The sequence below is a fragment of the Gaoshiqia sediminis genome (assembly GCF_025907915.1).
Classification (GTDB): Bacteria; Bacteroidota; Bacteroidia; order Bacteroidales; family Prolixibacteraceae; genus Gaoshiqia; species Gaoshiqia sediminis.
Genome location: NZ_JAPAAF010000007.1, coordinates 157857 through 182990 on the forward strand (window position 1 = coordinate 157857; position 25134 = coordinate 182990).

A 25134-nucleotide genomic window follows, 5' to 3' on the forward strand; every position below is an offset into this window, starting at 1 on the left:
TTAAATAATGTCGAAGAAAAAGCGGGCAACAAACATGTACAGCATCAACCCGAGAATGTCGTTCGTTGTGGTGATAAACGGGCCGGTGGCCAGAGCTGGGTCGATTTTTAATTTGTTCAGTAACAACGGGATCATGGTGCCGAACATGGAGGCAAAAATAATGACGATAAACAAGGTGCAGCTTACCGCCATGGTCAGGTTAAAATCGTTGCTGAAAAAGAAATTATAGGCAAAGATGACAGAGGCGAAAAACATGGCCGTAATGAGCCCGACCGCCAGTTCTTTTAATAGCTTTTTGCCAAAGGAGTCGAAATCGCGCGAGCCGCTGGCAATGGTTTGCACCACAATAGACGATGACTGAACGCCAACGTTACCGGCAGTGGCGGCAATCAGCGGAATGAAAAAAGCCATCGCCGGGATTTGGTCAAGCGTGCCGGCGTTGGCGCCCAGTACACGGGCGCCTAGGATGCCGCCCATCGTTCCGATCAGTAGCCAGGGAATGCGGGCCCGGGTTTGCTGCCAAACTTTATCGCCCGATTCTACGTCGCCGGTAATCCCGGAAACCATCTGGTAGTCGCGCCCTGCCTCTTCGCGGATAACATCCACCACGTCATCAATGGTAATGCGACCTTTTAGCCGGCCAATATGATCGACCACGGGCAGTACTACCAAGTCGTATTTTTCCATGATCTGGGCCACTTCCTCCTGTGGCGTGTCGGTTTTTACGGATTGAATGTCGGCATTGACCAGGTTTTTCACTTTCGTTTGGGTCGGTTTCTGGATCAATCGAGGGAGCGACAAAACGCCTTTCAGGATATTGTCGTCGTCCACCACATAAACGTAATAGATCTCGTCAATCTCTTCGGCTTGTTCCGAAATTTCTTTCAGGCACGTTTGCACCGTCCAGTTTTCGTTCACCTTCACCAGCTCTTTGGCCATCAGCCCCCCGGCGCTTTCCTCGTCGTATTCCAAGAGGTCGGCAATGTCGCCGGCTTGTTCCTTGTCCTCAATCTCCTGCAAAACGGCCTCTTTCATGTGATCTTCGAGGTCGCCCACAATGTCGGCGGCATCGTCCGAGTCCATGTGCTCGATAAACTGGCGGGCAATCACTTCGGGCGGAATGACTTTCAGGAAGCGGCGCCGGTCGTTTTCGGGGATTTCGATCAGGACGTCCGAAGCCAGTTCACCGTCCAGTTGCAGGTACAGGTACTTGGCCTCGTCCATGGTCAGTTCTTCCATGATCTCGGCAATATCGGCCGGGTGGAGCCCTTCCAGCATCCGAAGTACTTCGCGGGATTCCTCCTGTTCAATCAGGGACTGAAGGTTATCGATAAATTCCCGGTTTAATGCAAACTTCATACGTTTCAGGGTTTTGGTTGATTGGAAATCAGCCGGGTTAAATGCTCGAATTCGCTCACACTCAGCTGTTCGGGACGTTTGTTGAAAAACGCGTCAATTTTCAACGTTTCATCGGTGAGGAACATCTTCAGCGAGTTGCGCATCGTTTTTCGGCGTTGGTTGAAGGCGGCCTTGACGATTTTAACAAACAGCACCTCATCGCAATCGAGCCTTTCGCGCTGGTTTCGTTTCAGTCGGATGACGGCCGATTTTACTTTCGGTGGGGGGATGAACACATTTTCGTGGACCGTAAACAAGTATTCAATATCGTAATAAGCCTGTAACAATACGCTCAGGATGCCATAGGTTTTAGAGCCCGGTCCGGTGCTCAGCCGTTCGGCCACTTCTTTTTGGATCATGCCCACCACCTCGGGAACCTGGTTTTTATATTCGAGGACCTTAAAGAAAATTTGTGAGGAAATGTTGTACGGAAAATTGCCGATTACGGCAAATGGTCCGGTGAAATATTCTTTCAGGTTCAGCCTCAGAAAATCTTTTGATATGATCCGATCTTTCAGTTCTGGATAGTGGTTGTTCAGGTAGTCAACCGACTCGCGGTCAATTTCCACCACTGTGGTGCGGTATTGCTCGTTTTGAAGTAGAAATTGAGTGAGAACGCCCATGCCCGGGCCAACTTCCAATACATCCTGTACATGGGTTGCCTCAAGGCTGTCAACAATCTTTTTGGCAATGTTCTTGTCTTTCAAAAAGTGCTGACCTAAATTTTTTTTGGCCCTTACTATGGTCATTTTCGTCTCCGTTTTCCATTTTAGGATTATTGAATATGTTGTTCAAAACCGGTGCGATTTAAAACAAATCTTTATTTTTGTCGCCGAAGTTCGCCTTTTTTCGAAGGCCTGCAAATTTAAAAAAGTACTTTATAAAACAACTGGATGTGTGTTAAACGTTTTTAAAATTAACGCATTTTCAGGAATAAACAAGTTCGTTTTGAAACAGAAGTTAGTTAAGGTCCTCAAAATTATTGCATTTTTTGCATTGGGTTTAGTCTTGTTTTGGCTGGTTTATAAAGATCAGGATATTGACCGGATCAAGTCAGTGCTGAAAAACGATGTCAATTACCTTTGGATCTGGGTTTCGCTGCTTCTGGGTTTGCTAAGCCACTTGAGCCGGACCTTGCGTTGGATTTTGATGATTGAGCCCTTGGGGCACAAGCCTCGCGTGCTGAATACCTTTTTGGCAGTGATGGTGGGCTACCTGATGAACCTGGTGGTACCGCGCATGGGTGAAATTTCGCGCTGCGGCGTATTATCACGCTACGAAAAAATCTCATTTACCAAGCTGGTGGGAACGGTAGTTACCGAACGGATTATCGATGTGATCATGTTGTTGCTGCTCACCATGTTGGTACTGGTGTCGCAATTCGGGAAAATTCTGCAGTTTTTGGAAAACAACCCCCACGTAAAGCAAAAATTTGACAATTTTACACTGACCGTTTGGGATGTATTGGCGTTGGCGGGAATCGTACTGGCTTTTTATTTTTTCAGAAAGAAAATTAAGAAATCAGCAGCATTGGTCAAGGTGCACGAAATTATGCTCAAATTCGGCGAGGGGCTGAAGACCATCAAAAACATGAAAAACAAGTGGGCATTTATTTTGCACTCTGTTTTCATTTGGCTGATGTATTATTTGATGCTTTACGTCGTTTTCTTTTGCTTTGAATTTACAGCTCATTTGGCACCGCTGGCCGCACTGACCACCTTTGTTTTGGGCAGTTTTGGAATGGTTGCCCCTGTGCAGGGAGGAATTGGCGCCTGGCATTTTATGGTCATTCAGGCGCTTATTGTGTATGGTGTCAGCAAGGCCGACGGGGTGGTGTTCGCTTTTCTGGCACACGGAACCATGACGGCCATGCTGATCGTGATGGGGCTGATTTCGGTGTTGGCCTTGCCGTTTCTGAACCGCCAGGCGCATTGATCATTTTAAGGCGGATATAAGCGCATTTTCGGTGGGGAAAGTTTAATCGTCCGCCTATCTTTGATCCATAAATCGGATCAGAAGGCGAAAGCTCAACAATAAATACTTTCAAGTTGAATACAGAACTGTTCATAGCGCGGCGCTTGTTTTCGTCGAAAGAGCAAAACCAGCGCATGTCGCGCCGCATTGTACGCCTTGCCGTGGCCGGGATCAGCCTTGGCATGGCGGTCATGATCTTGGCGGTAGCCATCGTGACAGGCTTTAAACAGGAAATTGAAGGTAAGGTGAATGGTTTTGCTGCCCAGCTTCAGGTGGTTAATTACGACAGTAACCAGTCGTACGAAACCAAGCCAATCAACAGCCAACCGGCTTTTCTTGACAGGTTGCATACTATTCAGGGCATTAAAAAAGTGCAACAATTTGCCACCAAACCGGGCATGATCAAAGCCGGGGAGGAGATACAGGGGGTTATTCTGAAAGGAATTGCCGCCGATTTTGATTGGAGCTTTTTTGAAAAAAACCGTGTGGAAGGGGCTGTTATTCAGCTCGATTCGGTGCGTACCGATGATGTGTGGATTTCCGAACAATTGTCGTTGCTGCTGAAGTTGAAACTGGGTGACCGTTTTCGCATGTATTTTCTCAACGAAAACGAAAAGTTGCCTCGGGTGCGCCAGTTTACGGTGGGCGGAATTTACCGTACCGGGCTGGAAGAATTCGACCGCATGTTCGTGTTGGTTGATCTGCGCCATGTGCAACGACTGAATTCGTGGGGAGATGATGAGATAAGCGGTTTCGAAATATACCTGGACCAGCTGGACGAGGTGGATTACATGGAATATGAAGTTCGCGGGCTGGTATTATCCGTCCTCGAAGAAAATGCTCCGTTGATGCGGGTGGTGAACGTTAAACAAAAATTCCCCTATATTTTCGATTGGCTGAACCTGCTGGACATGAATGTCTGGATCATCCTGACCCTGATGGTACTGGTGGCCGGGTTCAACATGATTTCGGGTTTGCTGGTCATCATTTTGGAACGCACCCGGATGATTGGTATCCTGAAATCGATGGGGGCTGCTAATGCTAATATTCGGAAAGTCTTTCTCTACCTATCAGCCTTTTTGGTTGGTGAGGGGTTGCTGTGGGGCAATTTGCTTGGCCTGTTGTTGGGATGGGCCCAGCACTATGGGGAAATTATCCATCTCGACCCGGCTTCGTATTATGTGGACACTGTCCCGGTGAACCTGGTTTTTTCGCACCTGGTTTTGCTGAATATTGGCGCGATGCTGGTTACCTTGTTAATGTTGGTTGGGCCGTCGTATCTGGTTGGCCGTATTTCACCGGAGAAAACCATCCGCTTCGAATAGAGAGACTGATTAGGGGAACAGCCTGTTGGTTTTTTGTTAAAATGCGACGGAGTATTATTTTTTCTAAGCCGGATAAAAAAATCTGGTTCCACCAAAAAGATTTCTGGCTCGATTGTTTATCTTTAAAAGTATGCACAATTTCTCACCTGAACATATTGCCCGTTTGTTGAAGAACGATTTGCCCGGAAAGCGTTCCCACCTGAAAATGATGCCTCCTGGCCGCGAGTTGACTGTGCGCCATCAGGATATGGACCTGTTGAAGTACAGTAGTGTACTGTTGTTGCTGTTTCCCTGGAAGGACGAGATTTATACCTGCCTGACCAAGCGGGCGGCAGCCATGAAAAATCATCCTGGGCAAATCAGTCTGCCGGGCGGACGCATTGAAGAAGGTGAAAGCCCGGAGGTGACCGCCTTGCGCGAAACCCGTGAGGAAGTGGGCGTGTCGCCACTCGATGTTCGATTATTAGGCCGCCTCTCGGAATTGTATGTGCAGGTGAGCCGGTTTACTATTTTTCCCTACGTGGGCTGGCTGGATAAAAAGCCGGATTTTGTGCTAAACGAAGCGGAAGCTGAAAAGCTGATTCTGTTTCCCATTCAACAATTCCATCGGCAACGTGAGGTGCGCATTACCCGGTTGGATACCTTCAGCGGCCCGCTGGATGTTCCGTATTACCCGTTTGACGGAGAGGTGATCTGGGGTGCTACTGCTATGATATTGACCGAGTTTCTGGATTTGTTGGGGCAACCCCGCCTGGTTCCTACTTCCCGATAATATTCGCGTAATGCCGGTAGGTATTCGTAACCTTATTGACATATTGATAGGGTTCTTCGCCCCGGCAATAGCCCCATTTTACCACCGGATCTTTATAGAATTTTGCAGCCGATTTGTTGAGAAGAAAGTAATCGACGTTGTTGGTCCAAACGATGGGAATTTTATTATACTTTTCTGCCAGCCGCTGGGCATCCTTCACATGCCCCAACCCCACATTGTAGGCTGCCAGTACAAATTTCATCCGCTCTACCGAGTCGGGAATTTCTTGTATGAAATTCCTTTCCAGCCATTTGATTAGGTTTATGCCCACCTTGATGTTGTTTCGTGGTTCTTCATAATCGAAAATATTAAACATATCGGCCGATTCGGGCAGGATTTGCATCAACCCGTAAGCGCCGGCCCACGATTCGGCAGTAGGATCAAAACGCGATTCCTGATAAATGACGGCAGCCACCAATCGCCAGTCCAAACCGGCCATTTCGCTTTCCTGCTTAATCAGATCGTCAAAAGGCGAGATCTTTCCGCCGGTAATCGAGTGATAGTCGCTGTTGGCCATCGCACTTGAACGGCTGTTTTCAAAATATTTCTTGTACAGGGCTTTATAGGTAGGGGTGCTTTTAAAATTCAAGATCCAATTATTCAGGTAGTTCAGCCATTCCGGAGAGTCGTGGCGAACAGCCCAGGCAATATTTTGCGGGAAGCTCACCGGTGTTTCCACATCCAGGTTGGGGTAGTAGCTTTGGTTGACGCGGGCAACGTTTTCATCGCAAACGGTGTATTCAATTTCTCCTTTGGCCACCATCGCCACTAGTTGCTCCACTCCGAAGATGCTGTCCTGCACAATTTCTATTTCCCCGCCAATTTCATCCGACAGGTTTACCAATCGCTTATAGTATGCCGTATTCTTTTGTACATGAATTCGTTTTCCGGCCAGATCGAGCTGGTTGCGGATCAGGGAGTCTTCAATTGCCATCGGGGTCATTTCCTTCCACTGTTCGGGTTTTCGCTGCACAAGTACCTGTCGGGTTTGTTCGAGAGGAATGGTAAATTCGATCAGTTCGTTACGGTTTCGGGTAACCGTTAGGTTTTTAGCGATCAGGTCGTAACGTTTTTTATTCAGCCCTTCAAATGTTTCCTGAAGGTTGTTGCTGACCGATATTTCGAGCCGGATGCCCATGTCGTTGGCCAGGTGCTGCAACAGTTCGTATTTAAAGCCCATTGGCTTTCCGCGGTAAATAAAATAATTGGTTGAGTTATAATCGACAACCGCCCGAAGTTTACCTGATTTCATGATTCGGGTTAGTTCGGTTCCGGCGCTTTTTGATTTTTTTTCCAAGGTTGTTTTATCCCCGAGGGAGCACGACGGGATGGTCAGCAGGGCCACTGCGGTAAACAACCAAAAGTATGTTTTTATTTTCCCCATCGTTTAAGCTTTGGCATGTCTAATCGTAAAATGACCAGGCAATGCCAAGGCGGAAAGTCCTGCGGTACATCGGGTAATTGGGGGCAGCCCAGAAATTACCGTCAAGCAGGCCGGCAGCCGCATTCATCCATTGCAGGAAGGCCCGCGTACGTTTGAGCTTTAAATTGGCATGCAAGTCAACGAAGGGGAAGTTACCAATTTTTTGTTGATTTTGCCAAAAGAACCTGCCGGTGGCCGGGTCATAGGCATCGGCGAAGTATTCGGTGTGGTACCTTACGTCAACCCCCAGGTTTGTATAAAGTACTTTTGAAACGACCGTTTTGTAGTTCAAACTTAAGTAGCCGGTTAGTTGGGGCAGGTGCAGGTAATTTTCTTCGCTGCTTTTTTGCCAAAGTACTTGTGCCCGCAACAACCAGTGTTTCGACTCAAGATCTTTGTTGGCATAGGCAGCCAAAACCAGTATCTCGCGACCTCCTTGGTTGGGCAAAGCGTTTTGATCGTTGTAGATATAGTTGCTGATCAGCGAATAATTCATCCCCAGGGTAAGCTTGTTTTGCTGCGAATGGATGCGCGAGCGGATAATCATTTCGTTGGTATTGTCGAAACGGTTTTTCCACTGGTAATGGTTCGAACGGAATTCCTGGAGGAAAAAATCCGGAACAATCGTATTTAGTTCGCCGGCAACGTACAGGCTGGTGGTATCTTTCCCAATTCGGAGTGGCTTGTAAATGTAAGCGCTTAGTTCGGTCTGTCCTGATCGGAAGCCGGTAATGTAAATTTTCCCCTGAGCGTTCCACTTCCAAAACTGGCCTTCGTCGCGGGAAATTCCTCCACCGACATAGGTGTTGTGGTAATTGGTTTTTGTAAGGTACAAGCTGTCCGTATCCGGCAGTTTTATGCCAATCAGGTCGTTGCCGATAAAGGCCCGTTTGCTGAAGGTGTATTTGCGATCGGGCGATTCATAAAACTTCAGCTGAAAAATGTTGGTAAACCGGTTGTAGGCAACCGTGTCATTGGTAGCTGTGCTGTCGCGGTACGTTTGGGGATAAAGGTCCAGGTTGGCATCGGTATCCGTGTAGGTGCGTTCATTTCCCGAGTATTCCAGTTGGTGAATGAACCCGGTGATCGGCCGGAAGCTTTCGTAAATTTCACCTTCTTCCGTCTCTTTTTCTTCTCTTTTCCCAAGCCGGTATTCATTGGAAAAGGAAAGCGTATTGTTGCTGATTTCCGAATTCGCATTCAGCATGTTCACCAGGTAGGTTTCCGTTTCTTTGTATTCGTTTAGATCCTGTCCGGGTTGCAGTCCTCCGTTTTCCTGGCTTTGGTACCGGTTAAAGATCAGGTTGAAGTGAGAGCGGTACTGGTCAGTAATATAACTGGAAATAAATCCGATATTGTGGAACTTGTTTTCCTGATGTTGGTAATGGCCGGTGGCTTTGGTTTGGTCGTATAAAAAGGCAAAGTTGAATTTAGGGTTCACGTTTTGGCTATGAAAAACGTTGAACCGTGTTTCGTTGCGTGTATTCCTGTTTTCGCTTTGGCTGTAATCCAGCATCGTGTATGGTGTGGTGGTGTTGAAGTACCTCACTGATTCGGGCAAACGCAGATAAGCATCGTACGACCGGAAAAAATAGAAGTCGGAGGCTGGCTTGCGGCTGAAAAAATCGTTTGACAAATAAGCGCTGCCCACGTTTCCGGTGAAGCCGTTGCTGATGCTGCGCTTGAAAATCGGATTATAAACGTGGAAAAAATTCAGGCTCGTATCCAGTTCGGCCGTTTCCAGGTTGGCCCCGTAGTTGGTTACTTCCCAGGTACGGATAATTGACGGGATGTTTTTCTTGGGTTCGTGGTCGTGGCCGTGCTCGTCTTCCTCTTGTAACTCAGGATCTTCAATTTCTTCACCGTTATAGGTGGTACCTCCGCTGCCAAATGTTTGCAGCTCCCGCTGGGCCAAACCCAGGGAACAGGACAACAGTAGGATCAATATGGTGCTATATATTTTTCGGATCATGCCGGGGCAAAGATAGTTAAAACTGGCAGCCACCCTGATATTTGCCTCTTAAAAATCTTTAACAAAAGAAAAATGTCTGGTCGGGTTTTTGGGCTCGGCTAAAGGTAGTATAATTGAAAGCCAGCTCCAATGATCTCCTGCTGAAGGAGCGATAGAATGCCGGATCAGCAAAGTGGTGTGTTTTGCGCCGGTAGTAACTTTTGCAATTCTGTTGGTAAGTTTTTAATGCCACACAGTTAGTTTTTGGCAGCACTGTTTAATTTTAAGGCACTTTTGTTTTCTTTATATTTGTGCCAAATTTCTAGAAAAGTATGACTCCAAATTACGATGAAAGTTCCATAAAAACCCTCGATTGGCAGGAACATATCCGCAAACGTCCGGGTATGTACATTGGTAAACTGGGCGACGGTACGGCCAGCGACGATGGTATTTATGTTTTGCTGAAGGAGGTCATGGACAACTCGGTGGATGAGTTCATGATGGGGTTCGGGAAAAAAATTGATGTAAAAGTCTCGAACGAGCTGGTCAGCATTCGCGACTACGGGCGTGGCATCCCGCTTGGAAAGCTGAAAGATGCAGCATCAAAAATGAACACCGGGGCAAAATACGATTCCGAAGTGTTTAAAAAATCGGTTGGGTTGAACGGGGTCGGGATCAAGGCCGTGAACGCTTTATCAACTACTTTCAATATCAAGGCTTACCGTGAAGGTCAGGTCAAAGAGATCATTTTTTCGCAGGGGAATGTGTTGGACGAAAAAGAGATTGTTACCAGCGACCAGCCTAACGGCACCGAAGTGAGCTTTGTTCCCGATGCCGATATTTTCAGGAATTACCGGTTCCGCAGCGATTATGTGGAGAACATGATGAAGAATTACTCGTTCCTGAATGCCGGCCTGGTCATTTATTGCAACGGCGAACGTTACCAATCGAAAAACGGATTGCGCGACCTGTTGGAAGAATACATGGACACGGAGCCGCTTTACCCTGTTATCCACCTGAAAGGTGAAGATATTGAAGCTGCCATTACGCACGGCAACCAATACGGCGAAGATTATTATTCGTTTGTGAACGGGCAGCATACCACGCAAGGGGGGACACACCTGGTAGCTTTCCGTGAGGCCATTGTGAAAACCATCCGCGATTTCTACAAAAAAGATTTTGACCCATCTGATATCCGGGCGTCAATCATTGCGGCCATTAGTATCAAAGTGGAGGAGCCGGTTTTCGAATCGCAGACAAAAACCAAGCTGGGTTCGCGCGATATTGGCCCCGATGGGCCGAGTGTGCGCAACCATGTGGTTAACTTCATACAAAAGGAACTGGATAATTACCTGCATAAAAACCAGGATGTTGCCGAAGTTTTGTTGCGCCGCATCCAGGAGTCGGAGCGCGAGCGAAAAGCCATTTCGGGCATCAAGAAGCTGGCCAAACAACGGGCAAAAAAAGCCAACCTGCACAACCGAAAACTGCGCGATTGCCGGGTACATTACAACAGCAGTGCCGAGCGAAAAGCAGAGTCGAGCATTTTCATCACCGAGGGGGACTCGGCCAGTGGTTCTATTACCAAGTCGCGAGATGTGAACACCCAAGCCGTTTTCAGTTTGAAAGGAAAACCGCTGAACACCTATGGGCTGACTAAAAAGGTGGTTTACGAAAACGAAGAGTTCAACCTGCTGCAGGCGGCGCTGAATATCGAAGACAGCATGGACGACCTGCGCTACAACAAGGTTATTATTGCTACCGATGCCGACGTGGACGGGATGCACATCCGCTTGTTGCTGATCACTTTCTTTTTACAGTTTTTTCCCGAATTGGTGCGGAAAGGCCATTTGTATATTTTGCAAACCCCGCTGTTCCGGGTGCGGAATAAAAAGAAAACGCATTACTGTTATACCGATGAGGAACGCGTGTCGGCGATCAGCGAACTTGGAAAGACGGCCGAGATCACACGATTTAAAGGGCTGGGAGAAATTTCGCCGGACGAGTTTAAAAACTTTATCGGCCCCGATATCCGGCTGGAACCGGTGCTAATGAAAAAGCACGAATCAGTTTCGCAAATGCTGGAATTTTATATGGGAAAAAACACCCCTGAGCGTCAGGATTTCATCATCGAAAACCTGTACGTGGAGAAGGATGATGTGTAATAAACAATGCCAAATTGAAAAGTTGTGAGCGAAGAGGATATCAGAACAGACCAAAAGGGATCTGAAGAAAATAAGGATAACATCACCTACCTATCGGGGATGTATCAAAATTGGTTTCTCGACTATGCATCGTACGTCATCCTTGAACGTGCCGTACCGTATGTTAACGACGGGTTGAAACCAGTTCAGCGCCGTATTTTGCATGCCATGAAAGAGATGGATGACGGCCGTTACAACAAAGTGGCCAACATTATCGGTCAAACCATGCAGTATCATCCGCACGGTGATGCATCCATCGGCGATGCGTTGGTACAACTGGGACAAAAAGACTTGCTCATTGACATGCAGGGAAACTGGGGGAATATCCTGACCGGCGACGGTTCGGCAGCGCCGCGTTACATTGAGGCCCGGTTGTCGAAGTTAGCGCTGGATGTGGTTTTCAACCCCAAAACCACCCAATGGAAACTGTCATACGACGGACGAAATAAAGAACCGATCACCCTGCCGGTAAAATTTCCGCTGTTGCTGGCGCAGGGCGTTGAGGGGATTGCAGTCGGGTTGGCGTCTAAAATCCTTCCGCATAATTTTATCGAATTGATTGATGCATCCGTCGCTTATTTAAAGGGTGAGGAGTTTGAGCTTTTCCCGGATTTTCCTACCGGCGGATCGGTGGACGTGTCGAAATACAACGACGGGTTGCGTGGCGGTGTTGTAAAAGTGCGGGCGAAAATTGAAAAGCAGGACAACAAAACGCTGGTAATTACCGAATTGCCGTTCAGCAAAACTACCACCACACTGATCGAATCGATCATCAAGGCCAACGAGAAGAACAAAATCAAAGTAAAACGGATTGATGACAATACTTCGGATAAGGTGGAAATTCTGGTGCACCTGGCCCCCGGCGTTTCGTCCGACAAAACCATCGATGCGTTGTATGCTTTCACCGATTGCGAGGTGTCTATTTCGCCGAACTCATGCATCATTGAAAATGACAAACCGTTGTTCCTCGGGGTAAGCGATATCCTGAAGCGAAATACCACGCAGACAGTTTACCTGCTGAAGCTTGAATTGGAGATCCGAAAAGGTGAGTTGCAGGAAGCGTTGCATTTCGCATCGCTCGAAAAAATATTTATCGAAGAGCGGATTTACAAAGATAAGGAGTTTGAGGAGGCCGAAAACATGGACGAGGCCATCGCGCACATCGACAGTCGGTTGGAGCCGTGGAAGCCGGATTTCATCCGTGAAGTTACCCGCGAGGATATTTTGAAGTTGATGGAAATTCGTATGGCTCGCATCCTGAAGTTTAATACCGACAAAGCAAATGATCATATCCGTTCCATCGAAGAGGAAATCAAGCAAATTGATTACAATATAGAACACATCATTCCGTACACCATTGAGTATTTTGAACGGATCAGAACCAAGTACGGGAAAGGAAAGGAACGGAAAACCGAACTGCGGAATTTTGAAAATATAGTTGCCTCCAAGGTCGTGGTGGCCAACGAAAAACTATACATCGACCGCGAAGAAGGTTTCATGGGCACCAGCCTGAAAAAAGCCGAATACGTTTGCGATTGCTCGGATATTGACGATGTCATCGTTTTCCGGAAAGATGGCACGTATTTTATCACCAAAGTGTCCGAGAAAGCTTTTATCGGTAAAAATATCCAGCATCTGGCCGTTTTCAAAAAGAACGACAAACGGACTATTTACAACGTGGTTTACCGCGATGGAAAGCTAGGCCATTTCTACATGAAACGTTTTGCAGTTACCGGTGTTACCCGTGACAAGGAATACGACCTCACACGCGGAACGGTCGGATCGCGCATTTGGTATTTCAGCGAAAATCCTAACGGCGAAGCCGAAGTGTTGCGCGTAACCTTAAAGCCCAAAGCCCGCCTGAAGCGAATGATGTTTGAGGTTGATTTTGGCGACCTGGCCATCAAGGGGCGCGGCGCCATGGGCAATATCCTGACCAAGTACGAAGTGCACAAAATTGTGCTGAAAGAAAAAGGCATCTCTACGCTGGGTGGACGAAAAATCTGGTTCGATCAGGATGTGTTACGCCTGAACTCGGATGGCCGGGGCAAGTTCCTGGGCGAGTTCCAGGGCGATGACCAAATTCTGGTGCTGTACAAAAACGGCGAATACCAGTTGTACAACTTTGATCTTTCCAACCATTTCGACCCCGATATACTCGGCATCGAAAAGTACGATCCGTCTAAAGTGCTTTCGGTAGTTTATTACGATGCCGAACAGGCGTTGTATTACGTGAAACGATTTGAAATTGATGAGATTACAGGCAAACGGATTAGTTTTATTGGCGAAAACCCGGGCAATAAGCTGGTCAGCATTACCTGGGTGCGCTATCCACGGCTCGAAATTGAATTTGGCGGGAAAAATGCCCAGCGCGAAAATGAGATCATCGAGGTTTCCGAATTTATTGGTGTGAAATCGTACAAAGCCCGTGGAAAGCGGTTAACCAACTACGAGGTGGAAAACATAAAAGAACTCGAACCTGTTATTAGGGATGAAGATGACAAACCGGAGGTGGAGGAAGAAGTGGCAGAACTGGATACCGAAGATATTCCTTTTGAAGTGAACCGTCCGGATGATCAAGAAGATACAAACCAAATGTCGTTGTTTTAGATGAGAATTTACCTGATTGGCTATATGGGCTCCGGGAAAACCACCCTGGGCCGGGAGCTTGCCTCAAAATTGCGTTTTTCCTTTCTGGATTTGGATAAGTACCTGGAGAAGAAGTATTTCAAAACCATTCCGCAGATATTTGAGGAGGAAGGGGAAGCTGCTTTCCGGTTGAAGGAACAGGCCTGCCTGCATGAAGTTTCCGAATTCGAAGATGTGGTGGTTGCTACCGGAGGTGGTGCTCCCTGTTTCTTCGATAATATGGATGTGATGAACCGCACGGGCTACTGTGTCTTTCTGGATGTTGATTCTGAAGAGCTGGCCAGTCGACTAATGGAATCAAAAACGGAGCGCCCGCTAATTAAGGGAAAATCGCCCGATGAGCTGATGGATTTCATCGATAAGATGATGGAAAAGCGCCGTCCGTATTACGAACGGGCAAGTTATATTGTTTCCGGAACAAATATTACGCCTGAAGAAATTCTGGTCCGAATTGAATTTGAACATGGTTAAACTTGAAATATGTGCCCTGGCTTCGGGGAGTAACGGAAATTGCTATTACATCGGCAATGAACATGAAGCCCTGCTTGTGGATGCAGGGCTGTCGGCCCGGCAGTTGCAGTTGCGGTTGGCGCACTGTGGATTGGATCCTGCCAAGATCAAAGCGATTCTCATCACTCATGAGCACAGCGACCATTGTCGTGGGGCGCGTGTCTTGAGTAAGCGCCTGCAGGTGCCGGTTTATCTGACTAAAAAAACCTTTCTGGGGATGGGCCGTGCAAAGCAACCTGAGCAGGTGATGTGGTTCGATCCTGATCAGCCGTTTCAACTGGGTGGATTTGAAGTTTTTCCTTTCTCCAAGCAGCATGATGCGGTGGACGCTTGTTCTTTCCGTATTGGGTATTCGGGTAAGCAGATTGGGGTCATGACGGATATTGGCGAGCCTTGCGAACAGGTAAAGAACCATTTTTCATTATGCCATGCCGTTTTTCTGGAAAGTAATTACGATGAGGATATGCTCCGAAATGGACCTTACCCCTATGTTTTAAAAGAGCGGGTAGCTTCGTCGCACGGGCATTTGTCCAACAACCAAGCTGTTCGGTTAGCTACTGAACATGCCGGTGCTGATTTGCAGACCATTTTCCTGAGCCATCTGTCGGGCGAAAACAATACGCCGGAGAAAGCCATCGAAGCTTTTCAGTCGCTGATTGAGCGATATCGGATAGAACTGACGTCAAGACATGCACCAACCGGGGTGTTTCGGGTATAGAAAAATCGAAAATACTATCAGGCTGGAAGTTTGGAACATAAAAAAAGCCCGGAAGCCGGGCTTTTAAAAGAACAAACAGTGATAAATATCTTTAATTGAAGAGCTGGCCCAAGGCCTCTGCTCAATTTCCGAATTAATCTACTTTTGTTACGTTCGTGGCAATTGGTCCTTTTTTACCTTGACCAACTTCAAATTCAACGGTCTCATCAGGTTCGAGACCAGCGAAGGCATTAACTAAACCTGAACGGTGGACAAAAATGTCTTTGTTCTCTTCGGTCAGGATAAATCCAAAACCTTTGGTTTCGTCATACCATTTTACAGTACCTTTCATGATCAAGCTAGTATTAGTAGTTTGATCTGAAATTGTTGTCTCTGCGGCCATAGCCTCCGCTATTGCCACCACGGGTGTTTCCGCCACGGAAACCACCACCGCCGCCACCGGAAGGTCTGCGGTTGTTGTTGTCTCTCTTTTTCTCGATAGACTCGTTTACAACCATGCTTCTTCCTTCAACTTCGGCGCCGTTTAACTCTTCAATGGCTTTTTTCGCTTCATCGTCATTAGCCATTTCAACAAAGCCGAAGCCTTTACTTTTTCCTGTGAATTTGTCTGAGATTAATTTTACAGAGCTTAATTCACCATACTCCTCAAAAATTTCCCGGATATCATCTTCAGTGATCGAGTAATTGAGGTTTCCTACAAAAATGTTCATAATCAATAAAAAAATAAAAGTGTGAGCGACAAATGTAGGCTAATTTTGATTCTAAAAAAATTAATACTGAAAAATATAGCAATTATTTGTCTTTTTTGGATGGCTAATTATCAAAATGGATATAAAATGGCTGTTTTTCAGGATAGAAGGGTAGGTTGGCGACTGAAAATTGCATGGTTTTTTAGGGTTAGTTTTCTGCCTGATCGGGAAAGGCTATCAAAAAAAGAACCGGCCCTTTTGGTGGTTTCACCTGATGGGGCCGGTTGATAAATTGTATTCGTCTTGTTTAAGGCTTTTTTGCTAATTTATTCCTGCCAGATCTTTGCTTGAACAGGTTTTTTTTGACTTTCGGCCTTTTACGTGCCTTAGTTGTTCAGCAGGTTGTCGCTCAAGGCTTGTAAAGTCTGTTTTTTATGGCTGGTAGGTACCAACACCGAAATATTGTGACGGCTGCCTCCGTAGGAAATCATCCGAATCGGGATTCCTTCCAGTGCAGTGAATACTTTGGCAGCAAAACCATGTTCGTCGCCAATAATATCGCCTACAATACAGATGATGGATTGATCCTGGTCCACTTCAACTTCGCCGTATTCTTTCAGTTCTTTCAAAATGTCGTCCAGCTTTTTGGTGTTGTCGATCGATAATGAAACAGCGACTTCCGAGGTCGAGATCATGTCGATGGGGGTTTTGAAAAACTCGAAGATTTCGAATATGTTTTTCAGGAAACCGTAAGCCATCAACATTCGGTATGAACGAACTTTAATGGCTGTGATGCCATCCTTGGCTGCAACAGCTTTAATGCCGCCACCGCTTGATTCTGCGGTGATCAATGTGCCGCTGTCTGTCGGGTTCATAGTGTTTTTCAACCGGACGGGAATGTTTTGCAGTTTTGCAGGCAATACCGTTTGCGGGTGGAGGATTTTTGCCCCGAAATAAGCTAACTCGGCAGCTTCGTTAAACGAGAGTTGTTCAATTTTCCTGGTGTTGGTCACAAAGCGCGGGTCGTTGTTGTGGAACCCGTCGATGTCGGTCCAGATCTCAATTTCTTCCGAATCAATGGCTGCTCCAATTAACGATGCCGTATAGTCCGAACCACCGCGCTGCAGGTTGTCAACTTCGCCATTGGCGTTCCGGCATATAAAACCTTGGGTGATATAATAGTCGGCATCGCCGGTTTGGGTCAGGACGGGGGCAATCAGTTTTTTAATGGCATTCAGGTCGGCAGCTTTGTCCGAGTCGATGCGCATAAAATCGAGCGCCGGCAGCAGTTTGGTGTTGTATCCGTTTTCGAGCATCAACTGTGTGAACAGTGCTGTCGAAATCAATTCACCCTGTGCTAAAATTGTTTTTTCGCCAACCTCGTGGAAGTCGCCCGATGTAAATGATTTGATCGTGTCGAAGGCTGCTTTAACAGCCTTTTCGCCTTCCTTTTTTGTATCTGCCTTTTTCAGAAGCGATTTTACCACTTCTTCGTAGGTTTTTTCCAGCTTATTGATATGTACGCGTGCGGCGTCTTTATTTTTTTTATACAGGTAATCGGCAATTTCAACCAGTGCATTTGTCGTGCCCGACATGGCCGACAGCACAACCAGTTTTTTTTCACCATCGGTAATCAGGTTCACGACTGCATGCATGTTCTCAATACTTCCGACGGAGGTCCCTCCAAACTTTAAAACTTTCATGTTGCGATTTATTTCTTTAAACTGTTTGTAATCGAGGGACAAAGATGAAAAATTTTATCTGATTTCTAAAAGAAAATCATGCGAAATGAATAATTATCCATCGGAAATGAATAAAAATTTATATGATTGCTGATTGGCGGCGTTAAATGATAGTGCGTGAGGTCGGTATGGTTTTGATCTGGTTTGATAATTGATTCACCAGATTGCTTGCAGGCTTAAAATTCGTGTTGTACAAAACCTTGACCTTCATTCAATAATGTCATTTATTTGTATATAGAATTAAAACGGTGGATGCCCAGTCTCTTCTCAGGAGATTCATGTGCAGTTAGGGGTGGTTGCACGGGCATCCACCTTTTTTTAGAAACTACCGTAAATCGCGTGTTTCTCCGAGTTAAAGTAAATGGTCGAATAAATATTGAACCCTTCGCGGTTGGTAAACAGTTTTCGCTCAATGTACAAAACAGGGTCTCCTTTTTTGATGTTCAGCAGTTTTCCGATTGTTTCGTCCGCTTTCAGTGCTTTCAGTTTTTGCTGGCCGCCTTTAATCTCAATCTGATAGTGGGTACGCAAGATTTCAAACAGCGATTTGTTCTCGAACGACCGGCTGGTAAACCGGGGCAGGTTAATGTTCGGAATATGGTTGATGTCGTAAAAAACCGGTTGTCCGTTCACAAAGCGCAGCCTTTCCATGTAGATGCACCCAAAATCTTTTTCCGCGTCAGACAGGTCGAAGTGAAACGGCTCCGGCCAGGCTTTTATCTGTGGCTTTTGCAAGATTTGGGTTTGCAGATATTGACTTCCAATGGCTGTTGAGGTTCCCGAAATGGAGAGGATCCCAATATCTTGGGGCGGCTTCCGGACAATACTTCCCTTCCCTTGTTTCTTCATGATAAAACCGTCCTGCACCAATGCTTCCAGTGCATGCCGAACAGTTGGGCGGGTGACATTGTGCACTGCGCTCAACTCGTTTTCAGAAGGAAGCAAGCTGCCCTCTTCGTAAACACCCGATAAGATGTGTTTGCGCAGAATTTCGTATAGTTTCTTGTATTGTGGTATTTTATTTTTTTCCGCCATCTGTATTGAAATGTTCACCAAAAATAAGAAAAATAATTAATTTTTAAATTCCCACTTGTATATACAAGTTATAAAATGTAAGTTTACAACCAAAATCGAGTAATTCCCTTTAATAATCATTAATTTGGTTTTCCTCGATCTGAATAATGTATTAACAAGTGAGATAAAACTATATGGCTGTACCGGTAATTATGCCCCGTCAGGGGCAATCAGTTGAGACTTGTATCATTGGCGAATGGTACAAGCAGGTTGGCGAAGAAGTGAAAGCAGGCGAAGTCTTGTTTTCCTATGAGACCGACAAAGCATCGTTTGAAGAAGAAGCCAAAGAGGACGGCGAATTGCTGGCCGTGTTTTTTGAGGCAGGCGATGAAGTGCCCGTGTTGACCAATGTCGCGGTTCTGGGAAAAAAAGGGGAGGTTATCGACGAGTTTCGTCCCGGTGGAGAAGTTGCCCCGGCCAGTACCGAAACGACAACTGCCGTCGTTGAAGCAGCGCCTGAAAAGAAAGAAGTTATTCTGGTTGAAAGGCAGGAGGGCAACGTGAAGATTTCGCCACGAGCAAAAGTTATGGCTGAAAAAATGGGCGTTCCTGTTGAACGAATCCAGGGTAGTGGCCCGCATGGGCGGATTATTGCACAGGATGTGGAAAATGCCGCTCAATCGTTACCAAAAATGACGCCGCTGGCTCAGGAAAAGGCAAAATCCGAAAGCCTGGCTCCGGCTAAAGAAACGACCGGTTTGGGTGGCCGCGCCAGTGCTGCCGACCTGATCAGCTACAATCCGGTTTACGGCGACGATTTCGAAGTGAAGAAATTATCGAACATCCGTAAGTTGATTGCCAAAGCCATGCACCAGTCGCTGCAAAACTCGGCCCAGCTGACACATCATATGAGCGCCGATGCCCGTAAGATTATGGCGCTGCGCAAACAGTTCAAAAAGAAACTGGAGGCTGGCGAAATTTCACAAAACATTACCATCAACGACCTAGTGTGTTTCGCAGTTATTAAAGCTTTGAAAAAATTCCCGCAGGTGAATACACACTTTATTGGCGATAGCATGCGCTGGTTCAAAAAAGTGCACCTCGGTTTGGCGGTAGATACCGAGCGCGGTTTGATGGTGCCTGCTGTGAAAAATGCCGATGATTTGTCGATTGAAGGACTGTCGTCGCAACTGGCATCGGTGGCCGGAGCAGCTCGCAAAGGAAATGTTGACCCCGAATTGCTGAAACCCGAAGCTGCCAGCTTTACGGTTTCCAACCTGGGCAACTACGGTGTGGAAATGTTCACCCCGGTGATCAACCTGCCGCAAACCGCGATACTGGGCGTGTGTACCATTGTGCCGCGTCCGAAGGATTTGGGTGACGGCGTTTACGGTTTTGTGCCCATGATGGGGCTTTCGCTTACTTACGACCACCAGGCATTGGACGGCGGAGAAGCGACGCTCTTCCTGAAAGAGATTAAAGACCAAATTGAAAACCTGACAATTTAGATGGCGGGATTCTCAGATATTCAGACTGCTGGACAAGAAAGTCTGAGAATCTAACAATCCGAAAATCTAACAATCTAAAACGAAATGAGTAACAAATTCGATATAGCAATTATGGGTGGTGGCCCTGCCGGTTATGTCGCGGCCGAACGTGCCGGGGCAAAAGGACTGAGCGTGGTCATCTTTGACAAGAGAGCGTTGGGAGGGGTGTGCCTGAATGAAGGCTGCATCCCGACCAAAACGCTTTTGAATTCGGCTAAGGTGCTCGAATATGCACACGAGGCTGAAAAGTATGGCGTAAAGGTTGAAGGCGTTGGTTTCGACTTCAAAAAAATTATGGCCCGCAAAGACAAAGTGGTGCGCAAGCTGGTTTCTGGCGTTGGAGCAAAAATGAAACATGCCAATGCCGAAGTGGTGATGGCCGAAGCCGTCATCAAAGAAAAGCGGGGCGATGTGATTACCATTACAGCCGAAGGCAAAGACTACCAGGCCGCTCGCCTGTTGATTTGTACGGGCTCGGAGGCTGCCGTTCCGCCCATCCCGGGTTTGGACAAAGAGGTGGTGCTTACCAACCGCGAAATTCTTCAGTTGAAAGAAGTTCCCGAAAGCCTGGTGGTTATTGGCGGTGGGGTGATCGGAAGTGAATTTGCCGATTTTTTCAATGCCATGGGCACCAAGGTGACGGTGATTGAAATGCTGCCCGAAATCCTGACCGGTGTGGATGAAGAAATTGCCGCTTTTGTTCGCAAGGAATTCACCAAACGGGGCATTGAATATCACTTAAATGCCAAAGTTACTGAGCTGAAAGGTAAGGAAGTCATTTTTGAAAAAGACGGAAAAACGCAATCGGTTACCGGCGAACAGGTTTTGCTGTCGGTTGGCCGCCGCCCGAATGTGCAGGGAATTGGCCTCGAAAATATTGGCGTGGAGTTTTCACCCAAAGGAATTAAAATCGACCAGTACTGCCGCACCAACATCCCGAATGTGTATGCAGCTGGCGATATCACTGGATTTTCGCTACTGGCCCACACGGCCAGCCGCGAAGGTGAAGTTGCTGTGAACCACATGCTGGGGCGCAAGGATGTGATGCGCTACAATGCTATACCGGGCGTGGTGTACACCCATCCGGAAGTTGCCGGGGTTGGCCTCACCGAATCTGCCGCCAAAGCACAGGGAATTGAAGTGGAAACCCGCAAACTGCCGATGGCTTATGCAGGACGTTTTATTGCCGAAAACGAAGGCAAAGACGGATTCTGCAAGGTGATTGTCGGTAAGAAATACAAGGAAATTCTGGGCGTTCACCTGGTGGGCGGCGCCTGCTCCGAAATGATTTGGGGCGCCTGCGCCCTGATCGAAGCACAACTGCGTGTGCAGGATGTCGAAGAAATCATCTTTCCGCACCCAACCGTGAGTGAAATTATAAAGGAGACAATATTTCAGTTTTAAGTAATTCCAAGTTTCAAGTTCCAGGTTCCAGGTTTCAAGTTCCAGGTTTCAAGTTCCAAGTTTCAAGTTTCAAGTTCAAAGTTCCAAGTTTCAAATTCCAAGGATATGAGCAAAGTACAACGGTTTGAAGATTTGAAAGTATGGCAGTCCTCTCGCGTGTTATGCAAGATGATTCATGGTTTTACTTTGAATCCTGAGTTTTGCAAGGACTTCAAACTGATAAGTCAAATAAAGTCATCTTCCGGTTCTGTTATGGATAATATTGCTGAAGGATATGAGCGGGATGGAAATAAAGAATTCATTCAATTTTTATCCATTTCAAAAGGGTCTTGTGGAGAATGCCGGTCACAACTATACAGAGCGCTGGATAATGGGTACATTTCGGAAGCAGAGTTTAAAAAAGCTTCAGAAATGGCAATAGAAATCAGTAAAATGCTCAGTGGATTTATGGACTATTTGCATGAATCCGAATTGAAAGGGAAAAAGTTCAAATAGCTGTTTCAGCTGTTCCACTTGAAATTTGGATTGTGAAATTTGAAACTTATTGTTGGAAGCACGAATGTTGAAATTAACGGTAAAATATTAGGAAAAGAAAAACTTAATAACGAATAAGATATGCCAAAAATTCAATTTATTGATCCGCAAGAAGTCAGGAAGGCTGGCGAAGTGACCTTCAACCCAATTCCTGTCAACCAATACAACAAAAGTATTGAAGACGAGAAAGCTAATTTCTCGAAAGAAGATTTTCTTCGTATTTACCACGACATGGTGGTGATCCGCGAGTTCGAAACCATGCTGAACGAGATTAAAATCAAGAGCGAATACAACGGTATAGCCTATAACCACCCTGGACCGGCCCACTTGTCGATCGGGCAGGAAGCCGCGGCAGTGGGGATGGCCTACACGTTGGGTGTTGAGGACTTCATCTTCGGTTCGCACCGTTCGCACGGCGAAATCCTGGCCAAAGGCTTGTCGGCCATCAACAAACTGAGCGATGAACAACTGACGCAGGTGATGGAAAACCACTTCGATGGAAAAACCTTTGCTCCGGTGAAAGCCAATTTCAAGGGTTCGGTGAAAGAACTGGCCATCCGTTTCTTGATTTACGGAACCCTGGCCGAGATTTTTGCCCGCGAAACCGGTTTCAACCGCGGTTTGGGTGGATCGATGCATGCCTTCTTCACGCCGTTTGGAGTGTACCCCAACAACGCCATCGTGGGTGGTTCGGGCGACATTGCCGTGGGTGCAGCCCTTTTCAAAAAAGTAAACCGGAAAGACGGCATTGTGGTAGCCAACATTGGTGATGCCTCAATGGCTTGCGGCCCTGTTTGGGAAGGCCTGGCTTTTGCCACGATGGATCAGTTCAATCATCTGTGGGAAGGCGATATGCAAGGCGGTCTGCCGCTGATCATCAACATCATGAACAACCAGTACGGCATGGGCGGACAGACTTGCGGCGAAACGATGGGCTACAAAGTGGCAGCCCGCATTGGCGCCGGGCTGAATGCCGACCAGATGCACGCCGAGCGTGTTGACGGCTACAACCCGCTGGCGGTTATTGATGCTTACAAACGCAAACGCGAAATTTTAAAAGAGAAACGCGGACCTGTTCTGTTGGATGTGTTGACTTACCGTTACAGCGGCCACTCGCCTTCGGATGCTTCTTCGTACCGTTCAAAAGAAGAAGTGGAAGCCTGGCAGGCAAATGATTCGATTATCTGGTTCGGCAGCGAATTGGTAAAAGCAGGTGTTGTTACCGAATCGGAACTGGAAACGATCAAATCAAATACAACCGACCTGATTACCTGGGGTGTGAAGTTGGCCATTGATCCGGCAGTTTCTCCATTGATGGATATTCAAAAATACCCGGAATTAATCGGAGAAATGATGTTCTCGGGCGAGTCGGTTGATAAAATGGAAGATCGCCAGCCGGATGTGAACCACCCGATGGAAGAAAACCCGCGCGTGAAACAACTGGCAACAAAAGAGCGCTTTGCCTTTGATGAAAACGGAAAGCCTTTCTCGAAAATTAAGCAATATGGTTTGCGCGATGGTCTGTTCGAAGCCATCATCGACCGCTTCTATAAAGATCCAACCTTGGTTGCTTACGGTGAAGAAAACCGGGACTGGGGCGGCGCATTTGCCGTGTACCGCGGACTGACGGAAGCCCTGCCGTACCATCGTCTGTTTAACTCGCCGATTTCCGAGGCATCAATCGTGGGAACGGCCATTGGCTATGCCATGTGTGGTGGACGCGTGATCCCCGAGATTATGTATTGCGACTTCCTGGGCCGTGCCGGTGATGAGGTATTCAACCAGTTACCAAAATGGCAGGCCATGAGTGGTAATGTCATCAAAATGCCGGTTGTGATTCGCGTTTCTGTTGGATCAAAATACGGTGCGCAGCACTCACAGGACTGGACTGCATTGCCGGCCCACATTCCCGGGTTGAAAGTTGTTTTCCCGGTTACCCCATACGATGCCAAAGGATTGATGAATGCCGCCCTGCAGGGGACCGACCCGGTGATCTTCTTCGAGAGTCAGCGTATTTATGATATTGGCGAACAGTTCCACAAAGGCGGAGTGCCCGAAGGCTATTACGAAATTCCGTTTGGTGAGCCGGATGTGAAACGCGAAGGGAAAGATGTGACCATCCTGACCATTGGGGCAACACTCTACCGCGCTTTGGAAGCTGCCGATATTTTGCAGGAAAAATACGGCATGAGCGCCGAGGTGATTGATGCCCGTTCGCTGGTGCCATTCAACTACGAGCCGGTAATCGAATCGTTGAAAAAGACCGGTCGTTTGGTGATTTCGGGCGATGCCTCGGCCCGCGGATCGTTTATGCGCGAGCTGGCTTCGAACATTACCGAGCTGGCTTTTGACGAACTGGACGCGCCGCCGGTAGTGGTGGGCTCACGCAACTGGATTACCCCTGCTTACGAACTCGAAGAAGCGTTCTTCCCGCAGGCCGGCTGGATTGTCGATGCCATCCACGAAAAAATCGTTCCGCTGAAAGGACACGTGGTGAAAACCAATTTCACCGAGCCGGAACAAATCAGACGTAACAAGTTGGGAGTTTAATTTTTGGTGATGGGTTTTTTCCCAAAGGCTGTCCGTTAGTTCGGGCAGCCTTTTTTTCTGACTTTCGCGGTTTAAATATGACCGGCCTGCCCCTCGTCCCAACTCCCCCTCGTCTTAGCGGAGCGGTGACGAGGGGGAAGCTGCTTGTCGTTTTTAACGACAAAGAGAGGATGGCGATTTGTACGGAAATCCGGTCTGGTGACGATGGTTTCTTCGGGCCTGCCCCTCGTTTGAGCGAAGCGGTAACGAGGTGCTGTCTTGAGTTTATAACTCATTTTATGTAACCAACTCGTGCAACGACTGCTTCGACCGGTACAACATCCACTTCAATTGAAACAATGACCGCTCAACCCCGTGCAATAACCCCTTAAATTCAAACAATGACTGCTCTAAGTTGTACAATGACTGCTCTAAGTTGTGCAACGGATACGTCAACTGAAACAATGTCAGCTTGCAGTGAAACAATGTCAGCTTTAACTCGTGCAACGATTGCTCCGACCGGTGCAACGACTATTCCGTGGAAGACAGCTTGTGTTTTCGGCTGCGCTCAAACCAGCGGAGGCTGAACTCCAGGTGGCTTACCTAACAAAATCAGTGCATTGTTAAAAATATTTGCACCTAAGTTTACAATCGTTTGCCTGTAATGTATTAACTTACGATACTGTTAAATCATTATTCTCAAACAGAACAT

At 47.1% G+C, this 25134-nt stretch carries 20 protein-coding genes; 12 read left to right on the forward strand and 8 right to left on the reverse strand.

The window, feature by feature from the left end; translation table 11 throughout:
* Both mgtE and rsmA read right to left on the reverse strand, forming a co-directional pair.
* Window positions 1–1359, reverse strand: a complete 1359-nt coding sequence (gene mgtE / locus N2K84_RS07620) for a magnesium transporter (RefSeq protein ID WP_282591196.1) — start codon at window positions 1357–1359, stop codon at window positions 1–3.
* Window positions 1360–1364: 5 nt separating this feature from the next.
* Window positions 1365–2147, reverse strand: a complete 783-nt coding sequence (gene rsmA / locus N2K84_RS07625; RefSeq protein WP_282591197.1) for a 16S rRNA (adenine(1518)-N(6)/adenine(1519)-N(6))-dimethyltransferase RsmA — start codon at window positions 2145–2147, stop codon at window positions 1365–1367.
* A 199-nt stretch (window positions 2148–2346) separates the two neighbouring features.
* On the opposite strand from rsmA, the gene N2K84_RS07630 reads away from it, so the two are divergent.
* From N2K84_RS07630 to N2K84_RS07640, 3 genes are all read left to right on the forward strand, one after another.
* Window positions 2347–3333 (forward strand): lysylphosphatidylglycerol synthase transmembrane domain-containing protein, encoded by a 987-nt coding sequence (locus N2K84_RS07630; RefSeq protein ID WP_282591198.1) that lies wholly within the window; start codon window positions 2347–2349, stop codon window positions 3331–3333.
* 113 nt (window positions 3334–3446) lie between these two features.
* Window positions 3447–4697, forward strand: coding sequence for an ABC transporter permease (locus N2K84_RS07635; protein ID WP_282591199.1), 1251 nt, complete (start codon window positions 3447–3449; stop codon window positions 4695–4697).
* A 130-nt stretch (window positions 4698–4827) separates the two neighbouring features.
* Window positions 4828–5469 carry an NUDIX hydrolase gene (locus N2K84_RS07640; protein WP_282591200.1) on the forward strand — a complete coding sequence of 214 codons (642 nt, stop codon included), beginning with the start codon at window positions 4828–4830 and terminating at the stop codon, window positions 5467–5469.
* Here N2K84_RS07640 and N2K84_RS07645 read toward each other — a convergent pair.
* Entirely contained in the window at window positions 5456–6892 is a 1437-nt protein-coding gene (locus tag N2K84_RS07645) for an MltF family protein (protein ID WP_282591201.1), read from the reverse strand. The genes N2K84_RS07640 and N2K84_RS07645 overlap by 14 nt on opposite strands.
* Window positions 6893–6911: 19 nt before the next feature.
* Window positions 6912–8903, reverse strand: a complete 1992-nt coding sequence (locus N2K84_RS07650) for a putative porin (RefSeq protein WP_282591202.1) — start codon at window positions 8901–8903, stop codon at window positions 6912–6914.
* A 311-nt stretch (window positions 8904–9214) separates the two neighbouring features.
* Here N2K84_RS07650 and N2K84_RS07655 point away from each other — a divergent pair, with 311 nt between their 5' ends.
* The 4 genes from N2K84_RS07655 to N2K84_RS07670 are packed head-to-tail and all read left to right on the forward strand — an operon-like array spanning window position 9215 to window position 14963.
* Window positions 9215–11047, forward strand: a complete 1833-nt coding sequence (locus N2K84_RS07655) for a DNA topoisomerase IV subunit B (RefSeq protein ID WP_282591203.1) — start codon at window positions 9215–9217, stop codon at window positions 11045–11047.
* A gap of 24 nt (window positions 11048–11071) precedes the next feature.
* Window positions 11072–13696 (forward strand): DNA gyrase/topoisomerase IV subunit A, encoded by a 2625-nt coding sequence (locus tag N2K84_RS07660; protein WP_282591204.1) that lies wholly within the window; start codon window positions 11072–11074, stop codon window positions 13694–13696.
* Complete coding sequence (locus tag N2K84_RS07665; protein ID WP_282591205.1) at window positions 13697–14206, forward strand: shikimate kinase; 510 nt, start codon at window positions 13697–13699, stop codon at window positions 14204–14206. It abuts the gene before it with no gap.
* The gene (locus tag N2K84_RS07670) at window positions 14199–14963 is read left to right on the forward strand and encodes an MBL fold metallo-hydrolase (RefSeq protein WP_282591206.1); all 765 of its coding nucleotides are present in this window, start codon (window positions 14199–14201) and stop codon (window positions 14961–14963) included. Before N2K84_RS07665 ends, N2K84_RS07670 begins: the two co-directional genes overlap by 8 nt.
* 133 nt (window positions 14964–15096) lie before the next feature.
* Here N2K84_RS07670 and N2K84_RS07675 read toward each other — a convergent pair whose 3' ends face one another.
* Both N2K84_RS07675 and N2K84_RS07680 read right to left on the reverse strand, forming a co-directional pair.
* On the reverse strand, window positions 15097–15294 hold the full coding sequence (locus tag N2K84_RS07675) for a cold-shock protein (RefSeq protein ID WP_282591207.1): 198 nt from the start codon (window positions 15292–15294) through the stop codon (window positions 15097–15099).
* 13 nt (window positions 15295–15307) lie between these two features.
* Complete coding sequence (locus tag N2K84_RS07680) at window positions 15308–15673, reverse strand: RNA-binding regulator (protein ID WP_282591208.1); 366 nt, start codon at window positions 15671–15673, stop codon at window positions 15308–15310.
* Window positions 15674–15694: 21 nt separating this feature from the next.
* Between N2K84_RS07680 and N2K84_RS07685 the strand changes: the two genes are divergently transcribed.
* A complete protein-coding gene (locus N2K84_RS07685; RefSeq protein WP_282591209.1) occupies window positions 15695–15940 on the forward strand; it encodes a hypothetical protein in 246 nt (81 codons plus the stop codon).
* Between the two features lie 98 nt (window positions 15941–16038).
* On the opposite strand, the gene N2K84_RS07690 is transcribed toward N2K84_RS07685, so the two are convergent.
* Together N2K84_RS07690 and N2K84_RS07695 are read right to left on the reverse strand one after the other, a co-directional pair.
* On the reverse strand, window positions 16039–17355 hold the full coding sequence (locus N2K84_RS07690) for an aspartate kinase (RefSeq protein WP_282591210.1): 1317 nt from the start codon (window positions 17353–17355) through the stop codon (window positions 16039–16041).
* A 357-nt stretch (window positions 17356–17712) separates the two neighbouring features.
* A complete protein-coding gene (locus N2K84_RS07695) occupies window positions 17713–18429 on the reverse strand; it encodes a GntR family transcriptional regulator (RefSeq protein ID WP_282591211.1) in 717 nt (238 codons plus the stop codon).
* A 173-nt stretch (window positions 18430–18602) separates the two neighbouring features.
* Between N2K84_RS07695 and N2K84_RS07700 the strand changes: the two genes are divergently transcribed.
* From N2K84_RS07700 to N2K84_RS07715, 4 genes are all read left to right on the forward strand, one after another.
* Complete coding sequence (locus N2K84_RS07700) at window positions 18603–19916, forward strand: dihydrolipoamide acetyltransferase family protein (protein WP_282591212.1); 1314 nt, start codon at window positions 18603–18605, stop codon at window positions 19914–19916.
* A gap of 84 nt (window positions 19917–20000) precedes the next feature.
* Window positions 20001–21359, forward strand: a complete 1359-nt coding sequence (gene lpdA / locus N2K84_RS07705; RefSeq protein ID WP_282591213.1) for a dihydrolipoyl dehydrogenase — start codon at window positions 20001–20003, stop codon at window positions 21357–21359.
* A 105-nt stretch (window positions 21360–21464) separates the two neighbouring features.
* A complete protein-coding gene (locus N2K84_RS07710; protein ID WP_282591214.1) occupies window positions 21465–21854 on the forward strand; it encodes a four helix bundle protein in 390 nt (129 codons plus the stop codon).
* 120 nt (window positions 21855–21974) lie between these two features.
* Window positions 21975–24443: an alpha-ketoacid dehydrogenase subunit alpha/beta gene (locus tag N2K84_RS07715; protein WP_282591215.1), complete on the forward strand. Its 2469-nt coding sequence runs from the start codon at window positions 21975–21977 to the stop codon at window positions 24441–24443.
* The last annotated feature ends 691 nt before the right edge of the window (window positions 24444–25134 follow it).